The organism is Hymenobacter terrestris (genome assembly GCF_013377905.1).
Lineage (GTDB): Bacteria > Bacteroidota > Bacteroidia > Cytophagales > Hymenobacteraceae > Hymenobacter > Hymenobacter terrestris.
The window spans coordinates 155,434-168,667 of sequence record NZ_JABKAV010000001.1 but is presented as its reverse complement, the minus strand read 5'-3'; the positions used below and the strand labels follow the sequence as shown (position 1 = coordinate 168,667).

Sequence of the window (13,234 nt, the reverse complement as noted above, 5' to 3'; positions counted from 1 at the left end):
GAAGCTCCAACCTCGCGCTATGAGGTTGCGGCGGCTTTTATAATCGGTCAACGATGTGCGCGAAGCGCGCAGCAAACAAAGCTGAGTAGCTACCTTTCAACTCTGACTATTCAACTGCCCATGCCTCGTCTGTTGCTCGCGGCGCTACTGCTTATAACTGCCCCGGCCGCTGCCCAAACTGTTCCTGCTATGCCCGCTACCGATGCCGCCGTTGCCTCGCCTTTGCGCACGTATGCCCTGCGGCTGAAGCCGGGGCAGGACTTACGGCGCGAGCTGCTGGCCTTCGCGCAGGCCCATAACCTGCGGGCGGCCTGCATCCTCACCGGCGTGGGTAGCCTGACGACGACCACGCTTCGGCTGGCCAACCAGGAGGGGCCCACGGTATACCAGGGCCATTTCGAAATCGTGTCGCTGGTTGGTACGCTCTCAGTCAATGGCAGCCACCTGCACCTCTCGGTGGCCGACTCGACGGGCCGCACGCTGGGCGGCCACCTGCTCGACGGCAACATCATTTATACCACCGCCGAGTTGGTTATCGGCGAGTTGCCGGCCCTGGATTTCCGGCGTGAAACCGACCCCACTTTTGGCTATCAGGAACTGGTGGTGCGGCCCGCCGCGGCGGCTCCGGCCGAGGCGCCCGGACAGCAACCAGCCCCAGCTAAAAAACACCGAAATTAGCGTTTCCGGCTGCCAAAAGCCGCTGCTACTCGAAAAGGGGAGGGGCTGCTGCTGCCCAGGCAGGAGCCAAAGGGAGATTTACTCGGCATGACGAGCAATTTTCGTTTCTTGTGGAAAACCCGCCCGCCATGTCCAACCAACCCGCTTCCGTTGCTGCCCCCGATACCGCCCGCCTGGAGAAGTTTCGCCGCGACATCAGCAACCCGTTGAAGCTGAAGTTATTTATGCTGCGCAAGCTGCCCATGGCCTACCTGGCCGGCCTGCGCCTGGCCGAGGTACAGCCGGAGCGTTGCGTCGTTACGGTGCCCTATAAGTACCTTACTCAGAATCCGTTTCGGAGTATCTATTTCGCCTGCCTGAGCATGGCGGCCGAAATGGCCAGCGGCCTGCTGGCCATGATGCACGTGCAGAGCGGCGGGCCGGTTTCCATGCTCGTAGTAGGCCTGGAAGCCGATTTCACCAAGAAAGCCGTGGGCCTTATCCGCTTTACCTGTCCCGATGGGGCAGCCATCGGCCAAGCCATTGCCGAAAGCCGCGCCACCGGCGAGGGCCGCACCGTGCTGGCCACTAGCACCGGCACCGACGAAGCCGGCGACACAGTGGCCGTATTTCGGGTTACGTGGTCGTTCCGGGGCAAGCGGTGATTTTTTTGGCTTAAAAAAGAATGTCATTCAGAGCGGAGCGAAGAATCTCGCGTGAACCTTTACAACAGTTGTTGTTCAACAATTCACGCGAGATTCTTCGCTTCGCTCTGAATGACGTTCTCCCCTAAAACCTACTCCTCGAGCATACTGTCCTTCGTAATCACGTCCATCAGGCCGTCTTCGCTTACTACAATGGCCAGGCAGGGATAGGGGCTGCTTTCGACGTAGCGGATGGCCGAGTTGTAACGGGCCCCGCGGGTGCTGGTGCCGCGGCCGGTAGCCTTGCCGTCCAGAATCACGCCGATGGAGTAGCAGAACGCGTCCGGGTCGAGGAGCACAGCCCCGTCGATGGCCGTGACAAGGCGGGTGATGAGCGGGGTGAGCGGCACGGGCTCGATGAGGGTACACTGCAGCTTGAGGCGGTCAGCTTCAGCCAGCGCCTCGGTGGTGATAACGAGCAGCGTGCCGTGCTTTTGGCGGCTGGCTTCGAGTACCACGTCCCAGAGCTTTTCCACTTTAGCCGAATCGGTGAGCTCAAACGTGCGGCGCAGGTCGCGGCGGAACTTAGTGCGGTTGAGGCGGGCGCGGGGCAGGCTGGGGTGGCCGTAGTGGGCGCGCATGAGTACCTGCCCGCCGTGCTGAAACTCCCAGGCATAGTGGGTGATAAAGCTGATGACGAACAAATCCTCCCGGGCGGCATCGTACTGGCCGATTTGCCGGCCCAATGCGTACACGTTCTCGCCGTCGGCCAGCAGGCTCACATCGGAGGTCGTCATTTCGAGCAGCTTGCGCACGGCTCGGTAATCGGTGAGCGGGGTGGGGCAGGTGAGGGCGAATACCTCTGCTAAGTTGGGGTGGCCGCGGCGGGCCAGCAGCAGCTTACCCACGCCTTCGGCCCCTTCGTAGCGCAACGACGAAATGGTGTTGCAGGTGGCGAACAGCTTGGTGGCGGCCGGGTTCATGCCCATATCCTGGGCCGGCGTATCCATAAACAGCTTACCCGCCGAGCGGATAATTTCGTCGGCGTCTCGAGGTCGAATGAGCAGGCCTGACCCCGGCTCCGGCTCGGTCAGCGACTTGATGCAGTCTTCGTTGAAGCGCAGAATAGCCGCCTGAATAAGCGAATGGGGCAGCTGGCGGCCATCGGTATAAAAACGGTTGGGCTGCAGCGAGGGGTAGCTGTTGTACACCTTGCGGTTGAGCCGGAGCACGGGCATTACTGCGAATTGGCCAATCTGGGCCGGCCAGCCGGCAAACGACAGCCGCTTGTCGGCAGCATCCAGCTCGTCGAGCACTTCCTGCACGGCCAGGCGCACACCCCGGCCAAACTGCTTGCGGCGCTGCATATCCTCACTTTCCACGTCGGGGTCGGTGGTGAGTTCCCAGTTGTGCGCCAGCTGCAGGGCCTTGCCCCGCTCGAGTACCCGCGCGAAATGGTGAGCGGACACGGCCGAGTCGGCGGGCTCGAATTCGGCCGCCGCGTACAGGTCGTTATGGATGCGCCCGGCGGCCGTTAGGGGCAGTGCCAGCAGGTACACGTACGGGTCGAGGTCTTCGTCGAGGGCGTCGAACAGGCCGTTGGCTACCGTTTGGGCCGCCTGCCGGAACCGCGCCTGATAGGGCCAGATGGGGTGGTTGGTGGGCAGCGGCAGGGGCGTGCCGAAGGCAACGGGCGGGGCAGAAAGCAGCGGCAGCGGAGACAGCATAACGGAAGGACGGAGGCAGGATTGGGTGCGCGAGTGACGGTTGGTTGCTCGTCGAGGGCGGGCAACTACCTGCTAACGGTCGGGCTTATAAAGAGAATACAACCGGCAGCACCATCTTTTGCTTTATCGGCTGGCCTTTATACAGGGCTGGCTCCCACTTAGGGGCCGCCTTCAGTAGCCGGATGGCCTCCTCATCGAGCCCCGAGCCCAAGCGCTTTATCGGCTTGATATCGGTGAGTGAGCCGTCCTTTTCTATGATGAACTCCATCATCACCTTGCCATCAATTTTGCGCTGCAGCGCCAGGGCGGGGTATTTCTGGTTGGTTTGAATCCACTCGAAAAACGCCTCGGTGCCGCCCACGGGCCGCGCCGGCCGGTCGGCCGTTACCACCTGGGTACCGCCGTCGGCTGCACTGGCCGGAGCCGGGGTTGTGGCCGCCGCGCCTGCTTCGCCCGGAATCTGGAACGTGACGGGTACGGTCTGGCTTTGGCGCACGATGCCACCGCGGTGCCGGGCGGGTGTCCAGCGGGGGGCAGCTTTAATCAGGCGCACGGCTTCGGCATCGAGCAGGGCGTTGCCAGGCTGGGCAACGGCCACGCCCGAGAGCGAGCCGGTTTTCTCCACCACAAAATTCACCGTTACCGTGCCCTGCGCGCCGGCCTGCAGCGCGGCAGTAGGGTATTGCTGGTTGTCGGCCAGGTATTTAGCGAAGGCTTCCAGGCCGCCGGCGGGTAGGGCCGGCTGCTCTACGGCCTCGTAAACGGCATTGGCGGGCGGCGCTTTGGGGTACTTGAGTTTCTGCTGAGCGAAAGCGGGGGCAAGGGCAGCGGCGCTCAGCAGCGCGGTCAGGCAAACGTATTGAAAAGCGTGTTTCATAGAAGTAGAGTGGGGCGAGATGCGGCCGGCCCGATACAACAACCGTACCCGGGGCCCTTCAAGTTCGGAATTTAGACGAGAACGAGCTTTGGACGGAGAGACGAGCCGGTGAAGCGGGATGAACTGCGGGGAAATATGGCCGCCTTCGCACCTTTCGGGATGAGAGTATCTTTGTCCCAGCACCCCAACCTTTCAAGCACCACGCCAACGTGTCCGATTACCGCCCGCTCACTGTCAACCCCGCCGACCTCTTTCAGGAAAATCTAACCCGGCATAGGGCGCAGGAGGCGCACTTTGCCGGACGGCACCGGGCAGTAGCGCTGGTGCGACTGGCCGTATTTGTGGCTGCCGGCGCGGGCGTCTGGCTGTTGCTGAGCGCGGGCCAGACGGCTGCCGCGCTGGGTCTGGGCGTGGGCGCTTACCTGGTGTTTATCGGGCTGGTGCGCTGGCACGATGCCGTGGGCTACCGCCGCGAGCATCATCGGCTGCTGGCCCAGCTCAACCGCGACGAGCTGGCCCGGCTGGCCGGCGAGCTGGCCGGTTTCGACCCCGGCCGCCGCTACCTCGACGCCCAGCACCCCTATGCCGCTGACCTCGACGTGTTCGGCGACCACTCGCTGTTTCAGCTCCTCAACCGCAGCACCTCGCGGCTGGGCCAAGACTGGCTGGCGGGCTGGCTGCTGACTCCGGCCGCGCCCGAAACCGTGCTGGAGCGCCAACAGGCCGCCGCCGAGCTGGCCCCCGAAGTCGGCTGGCAGCAGGAGTGGCAGGCCCGCGCCCGCCACTACCCACGCCAGGAAACCGACCCGCGCCAGTTTGCCGGCTGGCTGCGCGAGCCTGATTTCTTCGTGGGCCGTGGCTGGATATTGCCGCTGCTGGGGCTGGTGCCGCTGCTTAGTCTGGCGGGCGTAGGGCTGATGCTCGGCGGCTACGGCATGCAGTGGCTGCTGCTGTTGTTGCCGGCCGTGGTGCTCAATGGCGCTTTCGGGCAGGTGCGAGCCCGCTACTACGAGCACGCTACCACCATGCGCGACGCGTTGCGGGCCGCCCACGACCAGCTGGAGCACTTCGAGGCCGGCACCTGGCAGAGCCCGGCGCTGCAGCGGCTACACCGCACCCTGCACGATACCGGCAACACGGCGGCCGCCCGGCTGCTGAAGCGTCTGAGCAACATTGCCGGCTGGTTTTCGGCCCGCCAGAACCCGGCCGTGGCGGGCGGGCTGAATACGCTGCTGCTCTGGGATTTGTGGGGTATCTGGCAGCTGGAAAGCTGGAAACGGCGGATTAGTGGGGGCCTGGAGCCGCTGCTCGAAGCCGCGGCCGAGCTGGACGCGCTGGTAAGCCTGGCCGCTTTCCGGGCCGCCAACCCCACTTTTGCCACTCCCGACCTGATGGCGGCGGCCCTGACGGTGGAGGCCACCGCGTTGGGCCACCCACTGCTGTTCGGCGGCGAAGGCGTGCGCAACGACTTCAGCACCACCGGTACCGGGCAGACAGTGATTGTAACGGGCTCGAATATGGCGGGCAAAAGCACGTTTCTGCGCACCGTGGGCCTGAATCTGGTGCTGGCCCAGGCCGGCGCGGTGGTGGCAGCCGGCTCGTTCCGGTGCGGCCCCGCGCAGGTGTTTACCGCCATGCGCAGCCACGACAACCTGGCCGAAAGCACCTCCTCGTTCTACGCCGAGCTCAAGCGCCTGCGCCTGCTGCTGGACATGACGGATAATCAGGTAAAAGTTGAAGGTAATCCAGGCAACAGCCTAAGCACTAAAAACGAAGCACTAAGTCCTATCCCGGTGTTCTACCTGCTCGATGAGATTCTAAAGGGGACCAACTCGGCCGACCGGCACCGCGGGGCGCGGGCACTGGTGTTCCAGCTGCGGGAGCGGGCTGCCAGCGGCCTCATCAGCACCCACGACCTGGAACTGGCTGCCCTCGAAACCGACCTGCCCGCCCAAGTGCGCAATGTCAGCTTCAACTCCTACCTCAACCCCGACGGGACCCTGCGCTTCGACTACCACCTTACGCCCGGCATGTGCTGCTCCTTCAACGCCAGCCAACTCATGCGGCTGATGGGCATTGAGGTGGGAGAAGATTGATAGGAAGCTGAAATGATGCGTGCATCCTGAAGAGGAAAAGGACCTGGGAAGTAGCTATATCCATCGATTAGCTACTTCCCAGGTCCTTTTCCTCTTCAGGACGGCAACGCGCTGACTAACTGCCCAGCTGGCGCTGGAAATGCAGTTGCAGCAAGTGGTCCATCTTTTCTTTGGTGAGGGGTTTGCTGACCAGGCCGGCAATGGAGAGCTCGTCGAGGCGGCCCAGGTCGCGGGCATCCATGGTGGTAGTGAGCATCACGATTACCGTGGCGCCCCGTTGCTCGGCGGGCAGCTGCTGGTAAGCCTCCAGAAACTGAATGCCGCTCATGCCGGGCATGTTCACATCAAGCAGAATGAGGTCGGGCGCATCGGGGGCGTTCTGGGCCAGCAGGATCAGCGCGTCGGTGCCGCTTTCGGCCACTAGCACGCGCTCGGTTACGTCCAGCTTCTTAATCAGCAGCTCGTTGAGGAAATTGTTGGTCTGGTCATCGTCAATCAGCAGAACACTCGGTAGTTTTTGCATACAGGTATGGTAAGTTTCGCGCTGCTGGTTAAGGGCGAATTATTGCGGGTAGTTGCTTAACGGGCGGCGTAGCCCAACGGGCAACGAAGCTACTCGGTGGCAGGTAAAAATACGGTAAAGGTGGTGCCCACGCCTGGCTCGCTGCGCACCTCAATGTTGCCACCGGCATTCTCCACTATCTTTTTTACCATGTACAGGCCTACGCCCGAACCCGGCACGTGGTTGTGCAGCCGCCGGAACAGCTTAAACAGCTCCTGGCGCTGCATTTCGCTTAGGCCCAGGCCGTTGTCGTGTACTTCCAGCACTACCTGTCGGCCCACATGGCGGCAGTGCAGCCGCACATGCGGTGGGCGGTGGGGCATGCGGTACTTAATGGCGTTGCTGAGCAGGTTGTAGACCACCGAGCGCAGGTTTTTGGCCGAGAACTGTACGGTAGGGCAGCCGTCGAGCTCGGTTTCCAGCGTGGCGGCGGCGGCGGCCAGCTCGGGGCCCATATCGAGGCATACGGCTTCTACCAGCGAGGGTAAGTCTACGGCCTCGGGCAGCTGGTCGCTGGCGCTTTGCTGAATCCGCGACACGTCGGTGAGGTGGACCAGCGTCTGCTGGAAGCGGGCGACGGCGTCCTCCATCATGGCCAGCAGCTGCGGCACGTGCTCATGCTCGTAAGCCTGCGTCGGCAGGTGCTCGCGCAGGGCCAGCAGCAGCCCCTCTACGTTGGTAATAGGCGATTTGAGGTCGTGTGAGGCAGAGTACACGAACGTATCGAGGTCGGCATTGGTACGGCTGAGGCGGTGGTTGGTGTCGGCCATCTGCTGGTTGGTGGCCTGCATTTCCTCGTTGATGGCGGCCAGTTGCTCATTAAGCTCCTGCACCTGCTGGCGGGCCAGCACCTGCTCAGTTACCTCGGTACCGATGGCCACCAAGCCGCTGATGGTACCGGTTTCGTCGCGCAGGGCCTGAAAAGCAAAGTTGAAGTAGCCCAGCGGTGGCCGGCCGGTGTGGGAACGGTCGAGCTGGACGGGCTGCTCATTGATGAAAAATGTTTCGCCGGTTTGCATTACCCCCGCCAGAATCTCTTCGAACCCCTGGCCGGCAGTGGCAGGTACGGCCTCGAAGTAAGGCTGGCCCATTACCTGCTCCGGGCTGCGGCCCCACAGCTCGCAAATGGCTTGGTTGGCCAGCTCTACTACCAGCTCGGGGCCCCGCATAATGGTAATGGGCACCGGTACCTGCTCGAAAATGGTCTGCAGCTCGCGCTGGCGGGTTTCGCGTTCCGACCGTGCCAGCACCCGCTCGGTTACATCCATGGCAAACACCTGCACGCCCCGCACGTGCTGCTGCGCATCGAGCAGGGGCTGGGCCGTAATGTCGAAGTAGCGGTTCTGGCCGGGTTCGTGGGCCAGCTCGGCGGGCGTTTCGCGGGTTACAAGCGGCCGGCCGGTGTTATACACTCCGTCTGCCATAGCTGCCAGTCCCTGCGTTACGGCTTCGGGAATGCATTCGACCCAGGGGCGGTCCAGCACTGCCCGCCCACCTGCCAGAAGCTGGTAGTGCTCGTTGAAGAAGGTGAAGCGGTGGTCGGGGCCGCTGAACGTGACGATGATGGCCGGTACCTGGCCCAGAATCTGGCCCAGCAATTCCTGCCGTAGCCGGGCCTGCCCACGTTGGTGCTCGGCCTCCTCCAGCGCCTGCTGCACCTGGGCGGTGCGTCGCTGCACCCGTTCCTCCAGCTCGGTATTGAGCTGTTGCAACTGCTGCTGGGCATCGAGCAGGCACAGGTTGGCAGACTGATACTCCTCGTTGGCGGCGTGCAGCTCCTCGTTGATGGCGGCCAGCTCCTGGTTGAGGTCCTGTACCTGCCGGCGGGCTAGCACCTGCTCGGTTACTTCCACGGCAATATCTACCACGCCCAGCACTTCTTGCGCCGGGCCGTAGAGCGGCTGGAAGACGAAGTTGAAGTAGCGCGTTTCTATTTGCCCACTGGGCTGGCGTAGTTGGGCCGGTACTTCCTGCCCTATGTATGGCTGGCGGGTGCGGGCTACTTCCCGCACCAGGTCATCGAAGCCCTGGCCCACCAGCTCGGGCACGGCCTCTAAAAGGGGCCGCCCCAGCACCTGCTCCTTGGAGTAGCTCCAGATAGCGCAGATCAGGTCGTTGGCAGCAGTTACCGTACAATCATCACCCTGAAACAGGCCAATAGCTACAGTAGCCTGCGTGATAATGGCCTGCAGCAGGTTGCGCTCGGTTTCGGCGGCGGCCCGGGCCTGCTGCTCGGCCTGCTGGCTCTGGCGCAGCGCTTCCTGCATGGCCGTACGCGGGGTGTCGTTGTCGTCGGCGATGCTCACGACCAGCAGCGGGCCCTGGGCCCGGGCCACTACCCGAAAGTAGCCGTCGATGCCGTCGTACTGGTAGTTGAAGTGCTCCTGCCGGCTGATACCCGACTCGAACGTGTCGCGGTAGAAAGCAAATATTCCCGTAGCAAAGCCCGCGTGCGGAAAAATTTCGAGGAGGGTCTGGGGCGGGCGCTCCGGCTGCCCGAGCAGGCGCTGAGCAGCCGGGTTAAGGTATTCCAGGTCAAAATCGACGATGCTGCCTTCCGCTTCGGAAATGGGGCGCATCAGCATCACGCCCGTCTGCGATACTTCCAGCAGGGTATTTAATAGCTCATCGGGAGCCGGAGCATCAGCCGGTAGGGTCGGCCGCATCTCATCTGGCATAAGTTGGGCTGAAGATCGAACCAAACAAAAGTAGGGGAACGAAGATACCGGCCCGCCACCAGATTACAACCGCCTACGGGGCAGAATATGGGCGGGGCGTTGCAAATTGCGCCCAAGCCGCCATGCTGTAGCCTGCAGCCTGCTCCCTAAACCTCGTTTGCCGCCGCGCATGTCCGCCACCTCCGTTCGCCAGCTGCGCTACTTTTTTTCGAGCCAGGAGTTTTCCGACGGCCTGCGCACCACGCTGGCCATTCTGGTGCCCGGCCTGGTGCTGGGGCTGCTCGGGCAGCTGGAAACCGGCGTGGCCATGTCGGTGGGGGCCCTGTGCGTGAGCCTGACCGACACGCCCGGCCCGCCGCTCCACAAGCGCAACGGTGGGTTGGCCGCCGTAGCCCTCACCGGCCTGATGGCGCTGCTGACGGGTTTGGTGCAGCCGTATCCGTGGCTGCTGGGGGCGCTGGTAGTGTCCGTCAGCTTCTGGCTGACTATGTTGCTCGTGTACGGAAACCGGGCCGGGGCCGTAGGTACGGCCGGCTTGCTGGTCATGATTCTGATGCTCGATAAGCCGCTGCCGCCCAGCCAGGTGCTCAGCAATGCCGGCCTGGTGATGGCGGGCGGGGTGTGGTACTTAGCGCTGGCGCTGGCCCTCAGCCGGCTGCGGCCCTACCGCGAAGCCCAGCAGGCCCTGGGCGAGGCCGTGCTGGCGGTGGCGGGCTTTCTGCGCCTCAAGGCCGAGTTCTACCGCACCGGCACCAACCTGGAGGCCGACTACCGCCGCCTGGTGGCCCAGCAGGTGCGCGTGAGCGAAAAGCAGGATGTGGTGCGCGAGCTGCTGTTCAAAACCCGCCAGCTGGTCAGCGAGTCATCCGACACGGGCCGCCGGCTGGTGCTCACCTTCGTGGATCTGGTGGATCTCTATGAACAGATCACCATCACGAGCTACGACTACGGCGAGCTGCACCGCCGCTTCGAGGCCGATGGCCTGCTCGATGCATTTGCCAGCGAAATTGACGCGCTTGCTGCCGAGCTGGAGCAGGTGGGTTTTGCTATCCAGGGCAACTACACCTACCGCCCCGCCCGCCCCGATCTGCTGGCCGGCCTCAACCAGCTCAAAACCCGCCTCGATGCTTTTGAAGCCGCCCCCGCCCAGACCGACTCGGTGCTGCCCCTGCGCAAAATTCTGGTAAACCTGCGCAACCTCACAACCCGCCTGCAGAGCATGCAGCGGTACTTTGCTGAGGCCGCCGCGCCCCTGCTCACCCTGCAGGCCAACGGCACAACCGGCCTGGAGCTCGACCGGTTTGTGGCCCACCAGCAGTTTACGCTCCGCCAGCTCACGGGCCAGCTCACGCTACGCTCGGGCATTTTCCGGCATGCGCTCCGGATGCTGGTGGCCTCCCTCATCGGCTTCATTATCACCGAAATGCTGGCCGGCTACCACGGCTACTGGGTGCTGATGACGATAACCTACATGCTCAAGCCGGCCTTCAGCCTCACCAAGCAGCGTAATGCCCAGCGCATAATGGGCACGCTGCTCGGCGGAATTCTGGGCGCCGTAATGCTCTGGCTGATTTCGGACCGGCTGGTATTGCTGGCGCTGATGGTGGGCTTTATGATTGTGTCGTTCAGTTTTGCCCGGCTCAACTACCTGATTACGGTTGTTTTCATGACCCCCTTTGTGCTCATTCTGTTCAGCTTTATGGGCGAAGGGTACGTGCGGGTGGTGCAGGAGCGCATTTTCGATACGGTGCTGGGTTGCGGCATTGCCTTTGCCGTTGGTTACCTGCTGTTTCCGCGCTGGGAGTCGGAGCAGCTGCAGGGCTTTTTGCGGCCGGTACTGCGGGCCAACCTGGAGTACCTGCGCACGCTGCAACAGGCCCTGTTGGGTTCGCCCGTAGCCTTGCTCGACTACAAGCTGGCCCGTAAGGAGGTGTACGTGACATCGGCCAACCTCGGCGCGGCCTTCCAGCGCATGCTTTCTGAGCCCCGCACCAAGCAGCGCCACCCGGCCGAAGTGCACGAGTTCGTGGTGCTCAACCACATTCTGGCGGCTAACGTGGCGGCCATTACCTCGGCGCTGCTGGCCGGCGAAATCCGCCCCACGCTATCGGCCGCCAACCTCAAAGCGCTACGTCAGGCGCAGCAGCAACTGCGGCGCGGCCTGCTGCGTCTCGGTGAGCCCAACCTGCCCGAAGAGCCCCAGCCCGCCCCGCTGCCGCCCGCCACCACGCCCGAAACCGACGACGTTCAGCTCGGCGAGCAACTAGAGTTTATCCAGAAGCTCAGCGGCGACATCAACCGGGTAACGGAAACAGTGGCGGGGCAGGAAGAGCAGGCTGGGTGATGGGCCGGGTAAAACCAACTACTACCGCTCCAGCCTGAAACCCGGCTCGCGGGCGGGTGCAGCCGGACGGTTGGCCACGGCCCAGCCAGTCAGGTACAGCCACTGCGTCATGCGCCGCAGCTTGCCGTAGTCGATGGTGGCCGGCTCGTCGTTGGGCGTGTGGTAGTCGGCGTGCAGCAGCGAGGTGAACATGACGGCCGGAATGCCCAGGCGGGCGTAGGGTAGGTGGTCGGAGCGGAAATACCAGCCCTCGGGGTGCGTGGCCTTATCCCACTCGGTATCCAGCTTGAACTTGGGGCCGGTCTGATTGGCCATGAGGGCGGTTTTTACAAGGTCCGAGGAGTTCAGGTGGGGCGGGGTGGAGCCCAGCAGCGCGGCCGAGTCGGGGGCGTTGCGGCCCATCATTTCGGCATTGAGTACGGCCACAATGGATTCGCGGGGCACGGTGGGCTTATTGGAGAAATAGCGCGAGCCCAGCAAGCCGCGCTCCTCGGCTCCGTGGTACACAAACAGCGCCGAACGCTTGGCCGGCTGCTGCTTAAATGCCCGCATAATAGCCAGCAGCGCCGCGCAGCCGGTGGCGTTGTCATCGGCACCGTTGTAAATCGAGTCGCCGGCAACCGGGGCGCGCACGCCGTCGTGGTCTTGGTGGGTGCTGAACAGGACGTGCTGGCTTTTTAATTGGGCATCGGTGCCAAGCTGCTTGGCTACGATGTTCACCGATGGGTACAGGAAGGTTTCGGCCCGCAAATCGGCCACCAGCTCCTGGCCCGACTTGCTGAGGGCCTCGGCCTCCGACATCGGCAGCCACACTACCGGCAGCTGGTCGCCCACAATTTTCAACGACTCGTCGGCAGGCAGACCATAGCGGCCGCGCTCAAAAATATGGCTCCAATGCTCGTAAACCGCCTGCGCCTTATCGTCTGATACGAACACCACGGCCACGGCCCCGGCCTTAGCCAGCTCGGCGGCCTGCTCGCGCAGCTTGCCAAACAGGTAGCGACGGTAGCTGATGCCATCGGTGGGCTCGCCCGAAAGCTGTACGGCTACCGCCTTGCCTTTTATTTTGGCCTTGGCCACTTCCGCCGGCGTGCCCGTGCCCACAAAAACCAGCTTAGCCTTCAGTTGGGCATTCACGGGGGCTACCACCACGGCTTCGTGGCCCGGCCGCAGCGTGCGGCCTCCAATGCGCAAGGTGCTGGCCGGCGTGAGGCGGGTGCGCCGCAGGTTGAACCACTGAAAATACGTGCCATCGTCGCCGGCTGGCTGCATGCCAATGGCCCGCATCTGCTCGGCCAGCCAGCTCGAGGCTCGTAGCTCGTCGAGCGTGCCCCCCTCGCGGCCCCGGTACTTGTCGCCGGCCAGCGCGAACAGGTCACGCTTCAGGTCGGCTTCTTTAATGGCCGACTCGGCGTTCCTGGCCGAGGTGGCCGGGGCCGGCCGGGACTTCTGAGCCGACGTAGCGGTGGCCGTCAGTAGCAGGCCGGCAAGTAGTAGGGTAGGTAAGCGGAGGGTCATAGATGCGAGATGTATTGAATTGAAAAAGGACGTCTGTTATCAGGTGTTGCAACAGCCGGCTAGCTGAAATAAACTCTTTCGGTGCCGGCTCGCCTTGGGTTGTTGCACTTTTTTAAGGAGTGTTTATGTCA

9 protein-coding genes are annotated in these 13,234 nt (G+C 63.3%); 4 read left to right on the top strand and 5 right to left on the bottom strand.

Annotated features, from left to right (window positions below; all coding sequences use genetic code 11):
* Positions 1–120: 120 nt before the first annotated feature.
* Positions 121–678 carry a PPC domain-containing DNA-binding protein gene (locus tag HW556_RS00715; RefSeq protein WP_176897039.1) on the top strand — a complete coding sequence of 186 codons (558 nt, stop codon included), beginning with the start codon at positions 121–123 and terminating at the stop codon, positions 676–678.
* A 128-nt stretch (positions 679–806) separates the two neighbouring features.
* Positions 807–1,322 (top strand): PaaI family thioesterase, encoded by a 516-nt coding sequence (locus HW556_RS00710; RefSeq protein WP_176897038.1) that lies wholly within the window; start codon positions 807–809, stop codon positions 1,320–1,322.
* 131 nt (positions 1,323–1,453) lie between these two features.
* Here the strand turns inward: HW556_RS00710 and HW556_RS00705 are convergent, their stop codons facing one another.
* Both HW556_RS00705 and HW556_RS00700 read right to left on the bottom strand, forming a co-directional pair.
* A complete protein-coding gene (locus tag HW556_RS00705; protein WP_176897037.1) occupies positions 1,454–3,028 on the bottom strand; it encodes a DNA integrity scanning protein DisA nucleotide-binding domain protein in 1,575 nt (524 codons plus the stop codon).
* A gap of 85 nt (positions 3,029–3,113) precedes the next feature.
* A complete protein-coding gene (locus HW556_RS00700; protein ID WP_176897036.1) occupies positions 3,114–3,905 on the bottom strand; it encodes an energy transducer TonB in 792 nt (263 codons plus the stop codon).
* Positions 3,906–4,114: 209 nt separating this feature from the next.
* On the opposite strand from HW556_RS00700, the gene HW556_RS18865 reads away from it, so the two are divergent.
* Positions 4,115–6,001, top strand: coding sequence for a MutS-related protein (locus tag HW556_RS18865; RefSeq protein ID WP_176897035.1), 1,887 nt, complete (start codon positions 4,115–4,117; stop codon positions 5,999–6,001).
* 115 nt (positions 6,002–6,116) lie between these two features.
* Here the strand turns inward: HW556_RS18865 and HW556_RS00690 are convergent, their stop codons facing one another.
* Positions 6,117–6,524: a response regulator gene (locus HW556_RS00690; RefSeq protein WP_176897033.1), complete on the bottom strand. Its 408-nt coding sequence runs from the start codon at positions 6,522–6,524 to the stop codon at positions 6,117–6,119.
* A gap of 89 nt (positions 6,525–6,613) precedes the next feature.
* The gene (locus tag HW556_RS00685) at positions 6,614–9,229 is read right to left on the bottom strand and encodes a PAS domain-containing sensor histidine kinase (protein ID WP_176897032.1); all 2,616 of its coding nucleotides are present in this window, start codon (positions 9,227–9,229) and stop codon (positions 6,614–6,616) included.
* A gap of 181 nt (positions 9,230–9,410) precedes the next feature.
* Between HW556_RS00685 and HW556_RS00680 the strand changes: the two genes are divergently transcribed.
* A complete protein-coding gene (locus HW556_RS00680; protein WP_176897030.1) occupies positions 9,411–11,585 on the top strand; it encodes an FUSC family protein in 2,175 nt (724 codons plus the stop codon).
* Between the two features lie 21 nt (positions 11,586–11,606).
* On the opposite strand, the gene HW556_RS00675 is transcribed toward HW556_RS00680, so the two are convergent.
* Positions 11,607–13,103, bottom strand: a complete 1,497-nt coding sequence (locus HW556_RS00675; protein WP_176897028.1) for a M28 family peptidase — start codon at positions 13,101–13,103, stop codon at positions 11,607–11,609.
* Between the last annotated feature and the right edge of the window lie 131 nt (positions 13,104–13,234).